Annotated in this window: 17 protein-coding genes; 10 read left to right on the top strand and 7 right to left on the bottom strand. The window is 63.3% G+C overall.

All coding sequences use genetic code 11. The annotated features are described in order from the left end of the window. Positions 1 to 14 precede the first annotated feature (14 nt). On the top strand, positions 15 to 842 hold the full coding sequence (locus QRN54_RS26065) for a TatD family hydrolase (RefSeq protein WP_285183399.1): 828 nt from the start codon (positions 15 to 17) through the stop codon (positions 840 to 842). A gap of 77 nt (positions 843 to 919) precedes the next feature. Then, on the top strand, positions 920 to 1,309 hold the full coding sequence (locus QRN54_RS26060; protein ID WP_058037034.1) for a DUF6578 domain-containing protein: 390 nt from the start codon (positions 920 to 922) through the stop codon (positions 1,307 to 1,309). A gap of 36 nt (positions 1,310 to 1,345) precedes the next feature. On the opposite strand, the gene QRN54_RS26055 is transcribed toward QRN54_RS26060, so the two are convergent. Then, a complete protein-coding gene (locus QRN54_RS26055; RefSeq protein WP_003946239.1) occupies positions 1,346 to 2,113 on the bottom strand; it encodes an amino acid ABC transporter ATP-binding protein in 768 nt (255 codons plus the stop codon). Next, complete coding sequence (locus tag QRN54_RS26050; protein WP_003946214.1) at positions 2,110 to 3,558, bottom strand: amino acid ABC transporter substrate-binding protein/permease; 1,449 nt, start codon at positions 3,556 to 3,558, stop codon at positions 2,110 to 2,112. The genes QRN54_RS26055 and QRN54_RS26050 overlap by 4 nt, the downstream gene beginning before the upstream one ends. A 236-nt stretch (positions 3,559 to 3,794) precedes the next feature. Between QRN54_RS26050 and QRN54_RS26045 the strand changes: the two genes are divergently transcribed. From QRN54_RS26045 to rsmA, 3 genes are read left to right on the top strand one after another with little or no spacing between them, the layout of a single operon-like run. Continuing rightward, positions 3,795 to 4,919, top strand: coding sequence for a resuscitation-promoting factor (locus QRN54_RS26045; protein WP_007729018.1), 1,125 nt, complete (start codon positions 3,795 to 3,797; stop codon positions 4,917 to 4,919). Positions 4,920 to 4,950: 31 nt separating this feature from the next. After that, positions 4,951 to 6,078, top strand: coding sequence for a resuscitation-promoting factor (locus QRN54_RS26040; protein ID WP_285183398.1), 1,128 nt, complete (start codon positions 4,951 to 4,953; stop codon positions 6,076 to 6,078). Positions 6,079 to 6,087: 9 nt separating this feature from the next. Further along, positions 6,088 to 6,987, top strand: coding sequence for a 16S rRNA (adenine(1518)-N(6)/adenine(1519)-N(6))-dimethyltransferase RsmA (rsmA, locus tag QRN54_RS26035; protein ID WP_003946263.1), 900 nt, complete (start codon positions 6,088 to 6,090; stop codon positions 6,985 to 6,987). Between the two features lie 58 nt (positions 6,988 to 7,045). On the opposite strand, the gene QRN54_RS26030 is transcribed toward rsmA, so the two are convergent. The 3 genes from QRN54_RS26030 to QRN54_RS26020 are packed head-to-tail and all read right to left on the bottom strand — an operon-like array spanning position 7,046 to position 10,438. Beyond that, positions 7,046 to 9,307 carry a heavy metal translocating P-type ATPase gene (locus tag QRN54_RS26030; protein WP_081558224.1) on the bottom strand — a complete coding sequence of 754 codons (2,262 nt, stop codon included), beginning with the start codon at positions 9,305 to 9,307 and terminating at the stop codon, positions 7,046 to 7,048. Next, positions 9,307 to 10,221 (bottom strand): DUF8832 domain-containing protein, encoded by a 915-nt coding sequence (locus QRN54_RS26025; RefSeq protein ID WP_285183397.1) that lies wholly within the window; start codon positions 10,219 to 10,221, stop codon positions 9,307 to 9,309. Before QRN54_RS26025 ends, QRN54_RS26030 begins: the two co-directional genes overlap by 1 nt. Positions 10,222 to 10,228: 7 nt before the next feature. Beyond that, on the bottom strand, positions 10,229 to 10,438 hold the full coding sequence (locus tag QRN54_RS26020) for a heavy-metal-associated domain-containing protein (protein ID WP_003946267.1): 210 nt from the start codon (positions 10,436 to 10,438) through the stop codon (positions 10,229 to 10,231). Positions 10,439 to 10,752: 314 nt separating this feature from the next. On the opposite strand from QRN54_RS26020, the gene QRN54_RS26015 reads away from it, so the two are divergent. Beyond that, complete coding sequence (locus QRN54_RS26015) at positions 10,753 to 10,956, top strand: cold-shock protein (protein WP_003946232.1); 204 nt, start codon at positions 10,753 to 10,755, stop codon at positions 10,954 to 10,956. 96 nt (positions 10,957 to 11,052) lie between these two features. Here QRN54_RS26015 and QRN54_RS26010 read toward each other — a convergent pair whose 3' ends face one another. Next, entirely contained in the window at positions 11,053 to 12,021 is a 969-nt protein-coding gene (locus QRN54_RS26010) for a helix-turn-helix transcriptional regulator (RefSeq protein WP_003946249.1), read from the bottom strand. A gap of 96 nt (positions 12,022 to 12,117) precedes the next feature. Between QRN54_RS26010 and QRN54_RS26005 the strand changes: the two genes are divergently transcribed. From QRN54_RS26005 to QRN54_RS25990, 4 genes are all read left to right on the top strand, one after another. Continuing rightward, entirely contained in the window at positions 12,118 to 13,113 is a 996-nt protein-coding gene (locus QRN54_RS26005) for an ABC transporter ATP-binding protein (RefSeq protein ID WP_285183396.1), read from the top strand. Between the two features lie 36 nt (positions 13,114 to 13,149). After that, positions 13,150 to 13,926 carry an ABC transporter permease gene (locus QRN54_RS26000; RefSeq protein WP_030536308.1) on the top strand — a complete coding sequence of 259 codons (777 nt, stop codon included), beginning with the start codon at positions 13,150 to 13,152 and terminating at the stop codon, positions 13,924 to 13,926. An 81-nt stretch (positions 13,927 to 14,007) separates the two neighbouring features. Beyond that, on the top strand, positions 14,008 to 14,943 hold the full coding sequence (locus QRN54_RS25995) for a 4-(cytidine 5'-diphospho)-2-C-methyl-D-erythritol kinase (protein ID WP_042921272.1): 936 nt from the start codon (positions 14,008 to 14,010) through the stop codon (positions 14,941 to 14,943). Beyond that, entirely contained in the window at positions 14,943 to 16,751 is a 1,809-nt protein-coding gene (locus tag QRN54_RS25990; protein ID WP_003946255.1) for an ABC-F family ATP-binding cassette domain-containing protein, read from the top strand. Before QRN54_RS25995 ends, QRN54_RS25990 begins: the two co-directional genes overlap by 1 nt. Here QRN54_RS25990 and QRN54_RS25985 read toward each other — a convergent pair. After that, on the bottom strand, positions 16,748 to 17,167 hold the full coding sequence (locus QRN54_RS25985) for a TetR/AcrR family transcriptional regulator (protein WP_052959975.1): 420 nt from the start codon (positions 17,165 to 17,167) through the stop codon (positions 16,748 to 16,750). The two genes, QRN54_RS25990 and QRN54_RS25985, sit on opposite strands and share 4 nt — an antisense overlap. Positions 17,168 to 17,497 lie beyond the last annotated feature (330 nt).

Genomic DNA, 17,497 nt, shown 5'->3' with positions numbered 1-17,497 from the left:
TTACTCTATCGGGCGTGAGCAAAGACCGTCCCGCCCCCGATGCCCCTGAGCCCTTGTCGCCTCTGATCGACGCACATACGCACCTCGACGCCTGTGGTGCGCACGACGCTACGACCGTGGCCGAAATTGTCGATCGAGCCGAGGCCGTCGGCGTCGGACGGGTCGTCACGGTGGCCGACGACCTAGATGCCGCACGCTTTGCCGTCGACGCTGCGAACTGGGATTCGAGGGTCTACGCAGCCGTCGCAATCCATCCGACCAGGGCGAACGTCCTCGATGTCGATACCAGAGCTGAGGTAGAACGGTTGGCGTCCGATCCGCGGGTCGTCGCGGTGGGGGAGACCGGGCTGGATCTCTACTGGCCAGGCAAGCTCGAAGGGTGCGCCACCATCGAGGAGCAGGTCGACGGTTTCCGGTGGCACATCGACCTCGCGAAGCGTCTCGGCAAGACGCTGATGATTCACAATCGCGAAGCCGATGAGGACCTGCTGCGGGTGCTGCACGAGGAAGGCGCGCCGGAGACCGTGGTGTTCCATTGCTTCTCCTCGGATTCGGAGATGGCCCGTGCGTGCATCGACGCGGGCTACGTGTTGAGTTTCTCGGGAACCGTGAGTTTCAAGAATGCGAAGGCGCTGCGTGAGGCCGCGCTGTTGGTGCCCTCGGATCAGCTGATCGTCGAGACGGATGCGCCGTTCTTGACGCCGCACCCGTTCCGCGGTGCGCCCAACGAGTCGTACTGCCTGCCGTACACAGTGCGTGCACTCGCAGACATCCGCGGCGAGGATCCGCAGGCGCTGGCAGCAGCGTCCACGGCGACAGCGGAGCGCGTCTACAAGCTCTGACGCTATGGTGGTCTGACAGGTAACTCCGCGCCCGGGATCGTCGTGTCCCGGTCCGTCTACTGCGCGGAGTATTTCAGATGAATGACTACAACGTGGTCACAGTCCGCATCGAAACATGGGAATTCGAGTGCTGTGCACCGTTGCCGGTGGTCGGCGAAAAATCTGCGTGGGCTTTGCACCCCATACGTGAGTCGCTGTGGTTCGACGGGACGGTTCATGGAGGAATCTATCCCGACGACGTGGAACCTACGGCCGGGATCGTTCTCTCGATCCGACTCGAGCGCGGCGAGTTTGTCGAACAAGAACCCAGGCACTGGGTATTGGTACCTGGGAGCACCGATCACGTTCGAGTCGAGAAGGTCCCACGGTCTTTTCGCGGCATGTCGTCGCTGGTTGCCGGTCGTCGTGGCTGGATGGAGACGGCCGTTGTCGTCGAATTGGCCACCACCCGTGCGCCTTTCCGGTAGTCCCCACTACCAAAAAGGCGCACAGGGGGCTTGCCCCTAGAGAACCTTCGCCAGGAAGTCCTGGGTGCGCTGCTGCTGGGGGTTGCCGAACAGACTCTCCGGCTTACCTTCTTCGACGATGTATCCGTCGGCCATGAAGATGACTCGGTCGGAAACCTCACGGGCGAAGCCCATCTCGTGGGTCACGACGACCATGGTCATGCCCTGCTTGGCGAGGTCGCGCAGCACCTGCAGAACCTCACCCACCATTTCGGGGTCGAGGGCGCTGGTGGCCTCGTCGAAGAGCATGATGTCCGGACTCATCGCGAGTGCGCGGGCGATGGCAACGCGCTGCTTCTGCCCACCGGACAGGCTGGCGGGCTTGGCATCTGCCTTCTCCGCGAGACCGACCTGGCCGAGCAGTTTGACGGCGATCTCGCGAGCTTGCTCCTTGGTCGATCGCCCGGTCTGCACCGGAGCGAGCATCACGTTTTCGACGACGCTCATGTGGGGGAACAGGTTGAAGTGCTGGAACACCATCCCGATGTGCTGGCGCACCTTGTCGATGTCGACATCCTTGTTCGTGAGGTCGAACTGGTCGACGCGCACGGATCCGGCGGTGATGTCTTCGAGGCGGTTGAGGCAACGCAGGAAGGTCGACTTGCCGGAACCGGAAGGCCCGATGACGCAGACCACTTCACCGCTCTTGATGTCGACGTCCAGGCCCTTGAGGACCTCGTTGTCGCCGAACGACTTCTTCAGTCCCTTGACCGAAATCTTGACCTCGGTGGCGGACTTGCCCATGTTGACGGCTGTTTCGGTCACTTGTTGATCCTCTTCTCGAGGCGGTTCGACAGCTTGGTGAGCGCCATGATGATGATGAAGTACATGACGCCGATGATCAGCCACATGTTGAACGACTGGAAGTTGCGCGCGATGATGATGCGCCCTGTCTGAGTGAGCTCGGCGAGTCCGATGACCGACAGGATCGACGTGTCCTTGAGGGTGATCACGAACTGGTTGATGTACGACGGGATCATCGTGCGAATTGCCTGCGGCATGATGACTTTTCGCATCGACTTCATGTAGCTGATGCCCAGGCTTCGTGACGCCTCCATCTGTCCCTTGTCGACGGACAGGATGCCGCCGCGGACGATTTCAGCCATGTACGCGCCGGCGTTGAGCGAGAGCGTGATGATGCCTGCGGTGAAGGCGGACATCTGGAAATGCAGGGCTGCCGGGATGCCGAAGTAGATGAAGAATGCCTGCACCAACAGCGGTGTGCCGCGGAAGATGTCGACGTAGGTCGTGCCTATACCTCGGACGAACATGTTGGTGGACACGCGGCAGAGACCGAAGATCGCGCCTAGGACCAGAGCGATCGCGATCGAGACGACCGAGAGAACGATCGTCAACCACAGGCCCTTGAGAAGCTGCGGGTAGGTGCTCTTGATCAAGCCGATGATGGAGTTGTCCGACGTCGACGCGCCCTGACCGAGGTAGGTCGAGACGATTTCGTCGTACTGGCCGTCGTCGCGCAGGTTCTGCAGTCCGGCGTTGAACATCTGGAGCAGTTCGGCGTTCTGGCCCTTGTTGACTGCGAAGCCGTAGCTCGCGCCCACCTCTTTTTCGGTGACCGTCTTGAGGCCGTTGCCCTGTGTGATGCCGTAGGCGAGGACGGGGTAGTCGTCGAAGACTGCGACGGAGTTCCCGGTGCGGACCTCGTCGTACATGCTGGCGGAGTCGGCGAAATAGACTGTGGTGAAGCCGTATTGGTCCTTGATGGACTCGGCGAAGCTGGCGCCCTCGGTGCCGTTCTTGACGGCGACGCGCTTGCCCCTCAGATCCTCGTACGACTTCACGTCGTTGTCGGTCTCGAGGACCGCCATCTGCACGCCCGACTCGAAGTACGGGTCGGAGAAGTCGAACACCTGCTTGCGGGCGTCGGTGATGGACATGCCCGCGATGACGCCGTCCGCCTGCCCGGCCTGCACGGCCTGAAGGGCCGCGTCGAAGCCGAGCTGCTTGATGTCGACCTTGAAGCCTTGGTCCTCGGCGATCGCATTGAGCAGGTCGATGTCGATGCCGACGAGTTTGCCGTCTTCGTTCTCGAATTCGAACGGGGCGAATGTCAGATCGGTGGCGATCGTGTAGGTGCGGCCGGGTTGCGCGCTCGCGATTCCGGGGGCGAACAGCGCTGCGATCAGCGCCAGCAGGATGGCCAGGATCGGCCACCTGGCATTACGTGGTCTGTCGAATCTTCTTCGCACTATCGCCCAGCTTTCTTCTGTCGCGCCCGGGATCGCCGGACTGCTTTGAACCAGACGAGAACATACTGCGCCCAGAGCTGAATCGATACACGGGTATCGGAGCCGGAAAGTGCAGAACACACGACACGCCGTTGCCGTTCCGTGACAAAAGTCGCATTTCGTTGTGATTTGGTTGCCGATACAACGCTCGGTCGTTACCGTATTGTGATCGAACGTCGTCTGCCTTGGGATTTCCTGTGTCGCCTTTTGCCAAGATCAACTCCACGAAGTCACCACTTCTCTATTCAGTGGTGGGTGCGTTGCTTCTGACGCTCATCGTCGGGGGTGCGCTCGCCGTGGTTCGGCACAAGACGATCACCCTCGATGTCGACGGCGACATGATTTCGCTGTCCACGATGTCGAGCAGCGTCGGTACCGCTCTCGAGGACGCCGGATACCCGGTCGATCCCAAGGACGCGCTCGCACCCAGTGCCGATTCCTCCCTGTCCGATGGCGATACCGTCGTACTGCGCCGTGCCCGTGAGTTGGCTCTGACCGTCGACGGTCAGCCGACCACCATCTGGACCACCGCATTGACGGTCGACGAGGCATTGAAGCAGGTAGATGTTTCCGACGACTTCGCAGTCTCGGCTTCGCGCTCGCATCGTCTGCCGCTCGAACGGACCGAGCTCGACGTCGTCAGCCCGAAGACCGTCAGCGTCAGCGACGGTGGCGCTCCCGCGGCGGAGGTCAAGCTCGCCGCCGTGACCGTCGGCGATCTTCTCGCGGCCAAGAATGCGCCGCTCGAGCAGGCCGACTCGGTGGTTCCCACCGCCGAGACACCCGTTACCAACGGCCTGACCATCCAGGTCACGCGCGACCGCACGGACACTCGCGTCGAGACGCAGCCGATCGCGCCGCCGGAGAACAAGGTCGAAGATCCCGAGCTCGAGAAGGACAAGACCGTCGTCGAGAACCCGGGTGTTCCGGGTGAGCGCACGGCCACCGTCGAGGTCAAGACCGTCAACGGTGTCGAGGCCGGACGCACGGAACTGTCCGCGACCGTGATCAAGGAACCGGTCGCAGCAGTGGTGAAGGTCGGTACCAAGCAGGCTTCCGCTCCCGCTGTGTCCAACGCGTCGACGTGGGATGCCATTGCTCAGTGCGAGGCGACCGGAAACTGGGCCATCAACACCGGCAACGGTTTCTACGGAGGACTTCAGTTCACCCAGAGCACCTGGGAAGCATTCGGCGGCGGTCAGTACGCAGCTCGCGCCGACCTCGCATCACGTGAACAGCAGATCGCGATCGGCGAGAAAGTCCGCGCCGGTCAGGGCTGGGGTGCTTGGCCGTCCTGCACCAGCAAATTGGGCCTGCGCTGACGCGCTCACACCTCACAGAACACAGGAACCGATGTCACCGTTCGCCAAGATCAACTCGACCAGGTCGCCGTTGTTGTACTCGGCGATCGCCGCTCTTCTCCTGACGGTTCTCGTGGGTGGTGTTCTGGCCGTCGTCCGGCACAAGACCATCACTCTCGATGTCGACGGTGAGCAGATTCGCCTGAGCACCATGTCGACCAACGTCGACGGCGCTCTCGAGGACGCGGGTTACCCGATCGGTGACAAGGATGCAGTTGCTCCCGCGGCCGACGCTTCGCTGTCCGACGGCGACACCGTGGTGCTCCGTCGTGCCCGTGAGATCACGCTGACGGTCGACGGTCAGCCGCAGAAGCTCTGGACCACTGCCTTGACCGTCGACGACGCGTTGAAGCAGTTGGACGTCGCGGCGGATGTGCACGTGTCGGCTTCGCGCTCGCAGCGTCTTCCGCTGGACGGCGCCGCGCTCGACGTGCTGACACCGGTCGTCGCAAAACTGGTCGACGGCGCAAACGCGGCAGCAGACGTGCGTATCGCGGCGCCGACGGTCGGGGAGTTCCTTACCGCCAACGGCACTCCGCTCGAGCAGTCGGACACGGTGGTTCCCGCCGCCGGCGCTCCACTGACCGAGGGCCTGGAGGTCACGGTGACGCGCAACCGCACCGAGAACAAGGTCGAGACCTTGCCGCTCGATCCGCCGGATCAGCGCATCGAGGATCCGACGATGAACCAGAGTCGCACGATCGTCGAGAACCCGGGCGTGCCCGGCGTGCGTGACGTGACGTTCGCCGTGAATCTCGTCAACGGTGTCGAAGCCGGACGTACCCAGGTCTCGGAGACGATCACCACACCGGCGCAGCCGAAGGTCGTGCGTGTCGGAACGAAGCCGGGCACCGAGGTGCCGCCCGTGGAGAACGGTTCGACGTGGGATGCGCTCGCACAGTGCGAGGCCACCGGTAACTGGGCCATCAACACCGGCAACGGTTTCTACGGCGGCGTGCAGTTCGATCAGAACACCTGGGAACGACAGGGCGGGTTGAAGTATGCGCCCCGCGCCGACCTCGCCACCCGTGAAGAACAGATCGCGATTGCGACACAGACCCAGCGCACTCAGGGCTGGGGCGCATGGCCGTCGTGCTCGGGTCGCCTCGGACTGGGATAAGTTCTACTGGTGTCAGACGCCGAACAATCGAACGAACCCATCGCTACTCCGCGCGGGCAGGCAGCCCTGCTCGGTCCGGTCGAGGTGCGCGCTCTTGCCGAGGAATTCGGTGTCCGGCCCACGAAACAGTTGGGGCAGAACTTCGTTCACGACGCCAATACCGTGAGGCGCATCGTCACCACGGCAGGCGTGACACGTGACGACGTCGTTCTCGAGGTAGGGCCTGGTCTCGGTTCGCTGACGATGGCGCTGATGGACGTCGTCGATCGTGTGATCGCGGTCGAGATCGATCCCAACCTCGCGGCTCGCCTCCCGAAGACGGTGGCCGAGCGAGCGCCGGAGCTTGCCGATCGACTGACCGTCGTCGAAGCGGACGCGATGCGTGTGCTGCCTTCACAGATTCCCGGCGAGCCGACCGCGCTGGTTGCGAACCTGCCGTACAACGTCGCGGTGCCGGTGCTGTTGCACCTGTTCGCGTCGCTTCCGAGTCTGCGGACCGCACTCGTGATGGTGCAAGCCGAGGTTGCCGATCGCCTGGCGGCTGATCCGGGAAGCAAGATCTACGGCGTTCCCAGCGTCAAGGCCAACTTCTTCGGCGAGGTTCGCCGCGCCGGTGCCGTCGGACGCAACGTGTTCTGGCCGGTGCCGAAGGTCGAATCAGGACTGGTTCGTATCGATCGGTACGCGGAGCCGCCGTGGCCGATGGACGAGAAGCACCGCAAGCAGGTTTTTGCGGCGATCGACGCCGCGTTCGCACAGCGCCGCAAGACTTTGCGTGCCGCTCTCAGCGGTTGGGCAGGTTCGCCTGCCGAGGCCGAACGACGGCTCCTCGCTGCCGGTATCGAGCCTCAGACGCGTGGCGAGATGCTCGACGCAGCAGCCTTCGTTCGGCTGGCTGGAGGCGAATAGCCCCGTGCGCGGTTAAGGAGTGCAGGGACTCCCTAACCGCGCACAGGGGGCTTGCCCCTTATTTGAACCGCCGCAACCTCAGGCTGTTGCTCACCACGAACACACTGCTGAATGCCATTGCGGCACCGGCGAGCATCGGGTTGAGCAGGCCGGCCGCAGCCAGCGGGATCGCAGCCGTGTTGTAGGCGAATGCCCAGAACAGGTTGCCCTTGATGGTCTTGAGCGTCTTGCGGGACAGTCGAATTGCATCGGCTGCCGACCGCAGGTCACCTCGCACCAGAGTGATGTCGCTGGCCTCGATCGCAACGTCGGTACCCGTGCCCATCGCCAGGCCGAGATCGGCCTGAGCCAGGGCTGCCGCGTCGTTCACGCCGTCGCCGACCATGGCCACGACGCGTCCTTCCGCTTGCAGTTTCTTGACGGCGTCGACCTTGTCCGCAGGCATGACCTCGGCGAAGACGGTGCTGATCCCGACCTGATCCGCGACAGTGCGAGCAACGGTGGCGTTGTCACCGGTCAGCAGAACCGGTTCGAGGCCGAGTGCTTTCAACTGCGCGATTGCTTCGGCGCTCGTGTCCTTGACCGCGTCGGCGATCACGAGGATGCCGTGCGCCTTGCCGTCCCAGCCCACCGCGATTGCGGTGCGCCCGGCCTTCTCTGCTGCAGCCTTCGCCTCGCGGAGATTTTCCGGCAACGGCATCGACCAGTCGGCGAGCAGCGCGTCTCGGCCCGCGACGACGGCGTGACCGTCGACCATTCCCTGCACGCCGCGCCCGGCGACGTTCACGAAATCCTCGACCGCAGGCAATTCGCCCACGGCTTCGGTCGCACCCTTCGCGATCGCTGCGGCGATGGGGTGCTCGGAGCGATGTTCGAGTGCGCCCGCCAGCTGAAGGACCTCGTCGACGGTTGTTCCTTCGCCCACCACGGTGTCCAGCAATGTCATCTGACCGGTGGTGACGGTTCCCGTCTTGTCGAGCACGACGGTGTCGACTGCGCGCGTCGATTCGAGCACCTCGGGTCCCTTGATGAGGATTCCCATCTGGGCTCCGCGACCCGTGCCCACCAACAGGGCTGTGGGCGTTGCCAATCCGAGGGCACAGGGGCACGCGATGATCAGCACGGCGACAGCAGCGGTGAAGGCCATCTCGATAGGGTTACCGGTGCCGAGCCAGTAGCCCAGTGTCGCAACGGCAATCGCGATGACGACCGGTACGAAGATACCGGCGATCCGATCGGCGAGGCGCTGAACTTCGGCCTTGCCGTTCTGGGCGTCTTCGACCAGTGCCGCCATCTGGGCGAGTTGGGTGTCGCTCCCGACCCGGGTTGCCTCGACGGTCAAGGTTCCACCGACGTTGACGGTGGCGCCGACGACAGTGTCCCCGACACCGACTTCCTCAGGCACGGATTCACCCGTCAACATGCTCATGTCGACGGCTGAGCGGCCCTCGGTGATGATGCCGTCGGTGGCGATCTTCTCGCCGGGCCGGACGATGAAGGAGTCGCCCGCTGCCAGTTCTTCGGCGGGGATTCGTACTTCGACGCCGTTGCGCAATACCGCGACGTCTTTCGCACCGAGCTCCATGAGTGCGCGTAGTGCGGCGCCGGACGTGCGCTTGGACTTGTGCTCGAAGTAGCGTCCGGCCAGCACGAACGTGATGACGCCCGCGGCAACTTCGAGGTAGATGTTGGCGCTGCCGTCCATCCGGTCGACCGTCAGCCGGAAGGCGTGCTTCATACCGGCTTCGCCCGCAGTGCCGAAGAACAGTGCGTAGAGCGACCAGACGAAGGCCGAGATGGTGCCCAGCGAGATGAGCGTGTCCATCGTGGCCGCGCCGTGACGCAGGTTCACCCAGGCAGCCCGGTGGAAGGGGAGGGCCGCCCACACGATGACCGGTGCGGCCAGTGTGAGGGAGAGCCACTGCCAGTTGTCGAACTGCAGCGCAGGAATCATTGCCATAGCGATGACCGGCACGGAGAGAAGAGTCGAGATGATCAGGCGGGTACGAAGCTCGCGCAGATCACGATCCTGCGGGGTTTCCGCATCCGGGTCGACGGTGTCCGGCGCGCTGGGCGGCTTGGGGAGCGCGGCGGAATAACCGGCGTTCTCGACGGCAGTGACCAGATCTTCGACGGGCACCCCGTCCGGGAAGGTGACCTTGGCCTTTTCCGTCGCGTAGTTGACGGTGGCTGTGACGCCGTCGATCTTGTTGAGCTTCTTCTCGATTCGTGACGCGCAGGATGCGCAGGTCATCCCGGTGATCGCGAGTTCGACGCTGCTCGAGTTGGCAGCATTGTCGACCGCAGTCGGTGACGTCATCAGTGCCCTCCCTCGTGATTGTCTGGAACTGAAGCCGTGGAAGTGCCTGCATCAACAGTGAATTCGGCGGTCCGAACCACGCCTTCGTGCTGGAAGTCGAGGAACAGCCGGTATGTGCCTTCGCTCGGTGCCTGTGCGTGGAAGGAAATGTCCGGACCAGGAGCTGTGACGCCGTCGCCTGGCTCGCCTTCGGGGTGCACGTGCAGGTAGGCGAGGTCGCCGGTGCGCAGGGCAACGAGGTGACCGAAGGCGCCGAGGTACGGATCGAGATCGGTGACCGGGGCTCCGTCGCGAGCAACGCTCAGCGTGATCGGGCCGCCGGCAGTGGTCAGATCACCGTCGAGAGTCACGGTGTATCCGTCGACGGTTGTGGTCGCGCTCTTCGCAGGTAGCGGCGCAGGAGTGAATTCGCCTGCCACGTCGAAGTTTCGGCCGAGTGTCAGTTGGGTGCCGTCGGTGGGATCGAAGTCCGCGAAGACTCGGTAGGTGCCGGCGGCGGGCCAGGCCCAGTCGATCGACCAGGTGCCGTCTGCAGCGAGGGACGGATGTACGTGGCGGAATTCGCTGGTGTCGTTTCGGACGACAATGAGGTGGAGTTTCTTCTCGTGCAGGAGGTCGAAATCGACGACGGGCGTGTTGGTGTCGTCGAGAATCCGGAAGGTCAAGGTTCCCGGCTCCCCAGCTCGACCGGGTGCGGTCACATCGGTGAGTGTGTATCCGCCGGAGGAGACTTCGAGTCCTGCAGGTGTTGCCGAATCCATGCCTGGCATCGATTCGGTGGTTGATTCGTGGGTGCTGTGCTGGGTGGTGGACATGTCTATCGGGCTTCCGATTGCGGCCCCCACGCCGAGGGCGGCGCCGAAGACGGCGACCAGCCCTACGGCGTAGGCGGCAAGTGTTGTCGAGGTGCGCACGGCTGACTCAGCTTGGTACGACTGCGTAGCCGGCTTCGTCGACTGCTGCGACGACGTCGGCTGCGGAGACGGGAGCATCGCTGGTGACGACGACGCGTCCGCTCGCCAGTTCGACATCCACCGCGGTTACTCCCGCGATGTTGCCGATCTCTTCCTTGACGGATCCGACGCAGTGTCCGCAGGTCATTCCGGAAACGGTGTATTCGGCGGTGGTCATCGCAGATCCCTTCGGTTGTGGAAAGCTTATTTTACGGATACCCGGTGTAGGTATCGCTCTGCAATCGAAGGTACCCCCAGGGGGTATGCCTGTCAACGGGCTGGGCAGTGATGAAGGCCTCAGGGAAGACAACACGGCGGATGTGTGGTCTACTTGTGGTGGTCGTAAGTGTTTGTGTTTGTGTTTCCACGCTCGCAAATGGTTAGGTTGCGAGCGTTTGGACATCCTCCACGGATTTGTCTCAGAACGGTCGTAGTAAGTGACCCGGGCGGTCGAAGCGACTGCCTGTTGACACTGTGTTAGAGGAGATTTACATGGCAGAGGGCATCGTGAAGTGGTTCAACTCCGAGAAGGGGTTCGGCTTCATCGCTCCCGAAGACGGCAGTGCTGACGTCTTCGTTCACTACTCCGAGATCCAGAGTGGCGGCTTCCGCACTCTCGAGGAGAACCAGCGCGTGGCGTTCGAGATCGGTCAGGGCAACAAGGGCCCGCAGGCCACCGGCGTTACCATCGTCTAAGACGTCCATGTGAGTCGGGCAACCGACGCATGACGTACTGACAAGACCCCAACTCTTCGGAGTTGGGGTCTTGTTGTATTTGGGTGAAAAACGCTGTCATGCATCGAGATACCGCTGAGTGGCGACTGCCGTTTCCGCCGCGATCGTGCGGCATTCCTCGCGGAGTTCAGGTGGATTCACAACGGTGAAATCGACGTCGAAAGCTCTGAGCCAGTGTGCGATCGATCGCAGAGAAGTGCCCGAAAGCACTATGACGCAACGCCCTTCGTCGGTGGACTCCACCGATCCCCACTGTTCGTTGACCATGGGTGCTATCTGCTCGATGGGTGCATGCAGTAGAACTGTTGCGCGCGTGGAGGAATAGGCCCGAGCGACACCGCGGGACACGAAGTCTGCTGCACCACCGGCGGGTAGTTCCCGCGGCACGAATCGTGGGCCGGTGGGGATCTTGGGTTCCATCCGGTCGACGCGGAACGACCGCCAGTCTTCGCGAGACAGATCCCAAGCCACCAGATACCACCGAACACCCGACCGCACGAGCCTGTACGGTTCCACCTCGCGTCGGCTCTGGGTGCCGTCGTGAGTGCTGTAGTCGAATCGCAGGCGTTCGTGGTTGTGGCATACGGATGCGATGGCGGACAGTACCGACGCATCGACTGCGCTCGCGGCGGGCTCGCGTGGCACGACATCGATCGACAGCGATTCCAGACGGTGTCGCAGCCTCGACGGCATGATCTGCCGCAGCTTCGCCAGCGCGCGCATCGAAGCCTCGCCGATGCCGACCACAGAGCCGGTCGCTCCGGATTGCAGTGAAAGTGCCACCGCGAGCACTTCTTCGTCATCGAGCTGTAGCGGGGGCATCTCCGCGCCGGCACCCAGGCGATATCCGCCACCGACTCCGACTGTCGCGTCGACCGGATAGCCGAGATCGCGGAGGCGGTCCACGTCACGTCGAACTGTGCGCGGGGTGATCGCGAGCTTGTCTGCGAGTTCGGCACCGGACCAGTCTCGACGTGTCTGGAGCAGTGACAGCAACCGCAGTAGGCGAGCCGATGTCTCCTTCATGGGAAGAAGTCTGCCAAACATTTAGGACCCAATGCGTCCTCAATTGAATCTAGGTTGGTCCGCATCCGATCAGTCGAGAAGAAATTGGGGCACATCATGAGTCGCATCAACGACGGCAGACCGATGATCGAGACGAAGGCGCTCACCAAGCACTTCGCCCAGGGCAAGAAGCTCGTGGAAGCAGTCAAGGGAGTCACGCTCGATGTAGCGGAGGGTGAATTGGTTGCCTTGCTGGGGCCGAACGGCGCCGGGAAATCGACGACGTTGCGCATGCTGACCACCTTGCTCGAGCCCACGTCCGGCAGCGCGCGAATCGCAGGATTTGACATCGCTGCGGCACGAAACGAGGTGCGCTCCAGCCTCGGATACGTCGGACAGGGGAACGGAGCCGGCCACAACCAGCGAGTTCGCGACGAGTTGGTGACGCAGGGGTTGTGCTACGGAATGCCCAAGGGCGACTCGCAGGTCCGGGCCGACGAATTGCTGCGTGATCTCGAACTCACCGAGTTGGGTACTCGAAAGGTCAGTACGCTGTCCGGCGGGCAGCGACGGCGGCTCGATATCGCCCTCGGCCTGGTCCATCGCCCACCGCTCCTGTTCCTCGACGAGCCGACCACGGGCATGGACCCGCAGAGTCGGGCCAACCTCTGGGACCACATCCTCCGGCTGCGGCGAGAGATGGGCACCACGATCGTGCTGACCACGCACTACCTCGAAGAAGCGGATTCGATGGCAGAGCGGGTCATCGTCATCGACGAGGGCACTGTTATCGCGGACAGCACCGCCGCTGCACTCAAAGCGGATCTTGCCGGAGATCATTTGTTGCTCACGTTCGACAACGCCGAAGCGGCTGCAATCGCGGCGTCGGTGGCCGAGCGACTTGTCACTGTGCGTGGGGTCACCGTCGAGGCAAGTTCGGTGAGTATCCGTGCCGGCGAGGGTGATTCGACGCTACCGGTGTTGCTGCGTGAAGCCGATGCCCGCGGTGCCCTCGCACTCACTGCCGACATCACCAGGCCGACTCTCGACGACGTCTTCCTCACCCTCACCGGCCGCAGTCTGCGCGAGAGCGCCGCTGCGGTCGCTTCCTGAAACACGACAAAGAACTTCGACGAACAGGAATCCGCCATGACAATCACACTCGATACCCCACGTACCGTGCACGGCAACATCGTTCGAGACAGCGTAATCGTGATGGGCCGTGAGCTGCGACCGATGTTGCGTGACCCGGTCAGCGTCATCTTCAGCCTCATCCAGCCGCTGATCCTGTTGGCGTTGTTCGGGCCTCTGCTCAAAGGGGTTCCGGGTACCGGTGACGGCGTATGGAATTGGTTCATCCCCGGTGTATTGGTGATGATCGCGATCTTCGGAACGACGATGACCGGGTCCAACCTCCTGATGGAGATGCAGCAGGGATCGCACGAGCGAATGTTGGTGACTCCGCTCCGACGCTCGTCCTTGTTGATCGGGCGAGCGTGCAAGGAGATGGTTCCGCTTGCCGCGCAGGCGATTCTGATCATTCTGGTCGCACTTCCGCTCGGATTGGACGTCAATGCAGCGGGAGCCGCGCTCGGGATAGTCCTGCTGGGAGTGTTCGGCGTCGGACTCGGTGCGCTCTCGTACGCTCTCGCTCTGGCTGTGCGGGAGCAGGATTGGATGTTCTGGGTCGTTCAGCAGACGCTGATGTTCCCGCTCCTGATCCTGTCGGGAACCATGCTTCCACTCGAGGACGCACCAGGTTGGATGAAGGTCCTCGTGAACATCAATCCGCTCGGCTACGTCGTAGACGCCGAGCGGGCACTCTTTGCCGGAGACTTCGCGTCGAGCAGCGTTCTGGCAGGAATCGTCGCCGCCTTGGGCGTGGCGGTGGTCGGTCTGGGCGTAGGTGTGCGCGCGGTGAAATAGCGTGGGTGTGCTGGCTGTCGGACGGGCTGCTGCGGTCGCAGGTTTTCGCCCAGGTGTTCGCAGCGCCTATTGTTGTTCCTTGTGCTCTCCGTCGTTCCACGCCCCGTAGTCGTCCGGGCCCCGTCCAAGGTGAATCTCCACCTTGCCGTCGGGGACCTGCGAGACGACGGCTATCACGAGCTGACGACGGTTTTTCAGGCATTGTCGCTGGCAGACACCCTCACGGTGGCGCCTGCGGACACCTTGACCGTGCGGGTGATCGGCGACGACGCCGCGGCCGTGCCGACCGATCGCACCAACCTCGTGTGGCGTGCCGCCGAGATGCTCGCCGTCGAGGGTGGCGTGGCCCCGAACGTCGAGATAGTCATCGAGAAAGGCATCCCCGTCGCAGGTGGAATGGCCGGCGGGAGTGCCGACGCAGCCGCCGCTTTGGTTGCGCTCAACGCTTTGTGGAAGCTCGACTTCTCGCGGCCTGATCTCGACGCTTTTGCGGCACGCCTCGGGAGTGACGTTCCGTTCTCGCTGCACGGTGGCACTGCCCTCGGAACCGGCCGCGGCGAACAACTTGTCCCCGTGTTGACCCGCCACACTTTTCACTGGGTGTTGGCGCTGGCGAAGGGTGGCTTGAGCACACCGGTCGTGTTCCGCGAGCTGGACAAGCTGCGGGCAGAGGGCTCCCCGAAACGGGTGGGGAGCGCCGATGCGTTGATCCAGGCACTGACCACGGGTGACGCTCATCTGCTTGCGTCGCTGCTCGGCAACGATCTGCAGGCTGCGGCACTCTCACTCAACCCGGATCTACGACGGACGCTTCGAGCGGGCGTCGAAGCCGGAGCTTTGGCCGGCATCGTCTCCGGCTCCGGACCGACATGCGCCTTTCTCTGCGCCGACGCACAGTCCGCGGTGGAAGTGAGCGCAGAACTTGCGGGAGCGGGGGTGTGCCGCACCGTTCGCGTGGCGAGCGGACCCGTTCCCGGAGCACGAATACTCGACAATGCGGCAAAGGGACAGCACTGATGGCGAATCTGATCAATCTGGAAAACGTGTCGAAGTCTTTCGGCGTCAAGCCGTTGCTCGACGGGGTCTCCCTGGGCGTCGAGGAGGGCGAGCGCATCGGCGTCGTCGGCCTCAACGGTGGCGGTAAGACGACCATGCTCGAAGTCCTCGCGGGTGTGGAGCAGCCGGATTCGGGACGCGTCAGCCGCGTCGGCGGATTGCGTATGGCCGTCGTGACGCAGCGCGGTGTACTGCCTCCCGGCTCCACTGTCGGTGAAGTGGTCCTGGGGCCGCTCGGAGTGGCGCAACACGAATGGGCCGGCGACGCGCGCATCCGTTCGGTGCTCTCGGGTATCGGCATCGACAACCTGGGCGCCGGCGGCGAGCGGTCCGCATTGGATGCCAAGGTCGACGGCCTGTCCGGCGGTGAGCGTCGCCGCGTGGCTCTCGCTGCGGCCCTGGTTCAGGACCTCGACCTGCTGGTGCTCGACGAGCCCACCAACCACCTCGACGTCGAAGGTGTTCAGTGGTTGGCCGAGCACCTCGTCTCGCGTCGCAGCGCGCTTGTCGTCGTGACCCACGATCGCTGGTTCCTCGACACCGTCGCCACCCGCACCTGGGAGGTTGTCGGCGGCGGCGTCGAAAGCTACGAGGGTGGCTACAACGACTGGGTGTTCGCTCGCGCCGAGCGTTCGCGTCAGGCTGACGCTTCCGAAGAGCGTCGACGCAACCTTGCACGCAAGGAACTCGCATGGCTGCGCCGCGGTGCGCCGGCCCGTACGTCCAAGCCGAAGTACCGCATCGAAGCCGCAGAGGCTCTGATCGCCGACGTTCCGGCACCTCGTGACGCGGTCGCTCTTGCGTCGTTCGCGCAGCGACGGCTCGGCAAGGTTGTCATCGAACTCGAAGACGCGCGTCTGGAGACTCCGGACGGCCGTGTACTCGTCGAGGATCTGACCTGGCGTCTCGCTCCAGGTGAGCGTGTAGGCCTGGTCGGTGTCAACGGCTCGGGCAAGACGACTCTGCTGCGGACTCTGGCCGGCGAACTCGAGCCTGCCGCCGGAAAGCGCATTCAGGGGCAGACCGTCCACATCGGTTGGCTCAAGCAGGAACTCGACGATCTACCTACCGACATGCGCGTACTCGACGCGGTCAAGGATGTAGCCGAGCGAATCACCCTGGGAGACAAGGAAGTATCGGCGGGTCAGCTGGCTGAGCGGTTGGGCTTCACACCGGCGCGTCAGCGCACCCCAGTCGGTGATCTCTCCGGTGGTGAGCGCCGACGTCTGCAGTTGACACGTGTCCTCATGGCCGAGCCCAACGTCCTGCTTCTCGACGAGCCGACCAACGATCTCGACATCGACACGCTTCAGCAACTCGAAGATCTGCTCGACGGCTGGGCGGGCACCATGGTGGTCATCTCGCACGACCGGTACTTGATCGAGCGCATCTGTGACACCACCTGGGCGCTCTTCGGTGACCGCAAGCTCACCAACCTGCCCGGCGGTATCGAGGACTACCTGCGTCGGCGCGCAGCAATGGGGGATGGCGACAACCCGTCGGTGGCTTCGACGGCGAGTGGTGCGTCGAAGAGCAAGCAGGTCCGCGACGGCGCCGCGGATCGCGCTGCACGCAAGGAACTTTCGAAGCTCGAGCGGTCCATTGCGAAGTTCGACGACCGAGAGAAGAAGCTGCACGCTTCCCTCGCCGACGCGGCCACCGACCCGGACAAGCTGCAGAAGCTCGGCGCCGAACTCAAGCAGGTCATCGCCGACAAGGAAGCCGCCGAAGAGCAGTGGATGGAGCTCTTCGCCGAGCTGGACGGCTAGGGGAACTTCGCTGCGAACCTCTTGAAGATTCGCTCGGGATCCAGGGTTTCCGGAGCATGCCTGCGCAGCAGTGCGTCCAGAACGAGCCCGTCCAGTGCTGCGACCAACTCCGTTGCATCGGACGAGGTCATGCCGCGTTCGATCAAGATGTCGACAAACCGATCCCGACCACGCACCAGTTCCACTGCGAGGTCGGGATCGTGGAATGCCGCGATGATCAGTTCGTAGCGAGCACGAGTGCGACCGGACTCCGGCCCCAGCCACCGGGCCACCTGTTGCTTCGGCGTCTCGCCCGGGCGAGGAAGATCACCGTCCAGAAGGTGTCGCACCACCTCGACTATCAGTCCACGCTGGTTTGCGAAGTAGTGCCGTGCGCTGCCGTGTGGCACGCCCGCCTCGTCTTCGACGCCTCTCATCGACCAGGCTCGAAACCCAACCCGGCCCGTCTTTTTCGACATCCTGCTCGGGCTGTGCGTTGTTGCGATTGTGTGTTTCGCGGGATACATCCTCTATCGCGTCGTCTTTGACGGCTAGCTGAATGGTGATGTACTTCAACAGGTCTCGAGTCTTCAGGTTCCCGAAGTTGTCCGGTTTGTCTCTGGTTATCGAAAGTATGTTCGATTAAACTTTGAGCATGGACAGTCGGGAAGCGTGGCAGCTGGATGGTGAGGGCCTCAAGGGTGAGGTTCTGGATCTGGTGCGCGCCCGACACGAGTTGCAGTCGCGGATGGTGTTGCTGATCGTGG

This window comes from Rhodococcus sp. MEB032, from assembly GCF_030208925.1.
In the GTDB taxonomy this organism is placed as follows: domain Bacteria; phylum Actinomycetota; class Actinomycetes; order Mycobacteriales; family Mycobacteriaceae; genus Rhodococcus_F; species Rhodococcus_F qingshengii.
This window is presented reverse-complemented; position numbering and strand designations above follow the sequence as displayed.